Source organism: Romboutsia sp. 13368 (assembly GCF_018336475.1).
Classification (GTDB): domain Bacteria; phylum Bacillota; class Clostridia; order Peptostreptococcales; family Peptostreptococcaceae; genus Romboutsia.
Map to the genome: position 1 here is coordinate 1,595,945 of NZ_CP048741.1, position 1,190 is coordinate 1,597,134.

At 21.8% G+C, this 1,190-nt stretch carries 1 protein-coding gene; it reads left to right on the forward strand.

Annotation, left to right across the window (positions count from 1 at the left end; translation table 11 throughout):
• The first annotated feature begins 102 nt into the window (after positions 1 to 102).
• The gene (locus G3997_RS06385; RefSeq protein WP_296644611.1) at positions 103 to 615 is read left to right on the forward strand and encodes a hypothetical protein; all 513 of its coding nucleotides are present in this window, start codon (positions 103 to 105) and stop codon (positions 613 to 615) included.
• The last annotated feature ends 575 nt before the right edge of the window (positions 616 to 1,190 follow it).

The following is a 1,190-nucleotide window of genomic DNA, read 5'->3' on the forward strand; positions in this document are numbered from 1 at the left end:
TATTATAATTATCACGAAGTAAAGTAACATAGCTTATTTTTAATTATGATAAACTACTTATAGGTTTAAAAACTTATAAGATACATAATAGGGGGGAGAATATTGAAAATATTCAAGAATAGATTGGTACTATGGATTGTTTCAATAGCTATTTTTATTTTAACTATATTTAGTTATTCTAAAATAAAAGAATATATTGTTTTGAAAGATGTTTTTGTATTTTCAAAGGATAGTATAGTTTCAATTTGGAGAGTAAAAAAAGGTGAAGATACACATGATTATAATTACAATATATCAAGTAGTGATGCTAATTACTTAAGTAATATTCTTAGAAATTCGCAACTTAAAAATGCAACTGTAAAGGATTCTCCACCAAGCAACTTAGGTAAAATGACTATTTTTCTTGATGGAAGAATAAGAGAAGAAGATGGTGGAGTATCAGTTGAATTTAAAAGAGGTATAACTTTAGTTCCTATAGACAATGATAGTGTATATGTGTTTTTAGACATTAATAAACTTAGAAACGATGATAGCTTTAATATGAATGGTGTTATGCAGAGATCTTATATTATAGATTCTAAAGAATTATTAGAATTTATAAATGAAAATACTTAATAAGTTAGGGTTATCATAAATTATTACAGTTTTACTCGTAATTTTATAGAATGGGACATAAGGATAATATAAATGATATTTTAGGGGAGATATAAGTGAAATTAGATAAACAGGATAAAAAAATATTAATATGGGGATTTATAATAGGAACAATACTAAATATTTTTATAGATAAAGCTACCGAAGTAGTAATGATGTTAGGAGTATTATATTTTATACATAAATACATAGATGTTAATAAATTTACAGAAGATATAGAATTTATAAATAAAGAAAAGTATATTGAACATTCAAATAAAATAATTAAAGTTTTAGATATTTATATAATAATAAAGATTATATTAACCTTAGTTACTAAGATAGGTGGATTTAATATAGCAGAGTTTATTTTAGTTGGACAGCTTACATTAATATATAATGAAAGACTTCAAAGAAAATATATAAAATCTATAAATAGTGTTGAAATAGAAAAAAAGAAAAAATTACTTAATAATAAAGCATTAACACTTGTAATATTAATTATATTTATAGGATTTACATACAATTATTTTAATAATATAGAATTTGAAGATAAT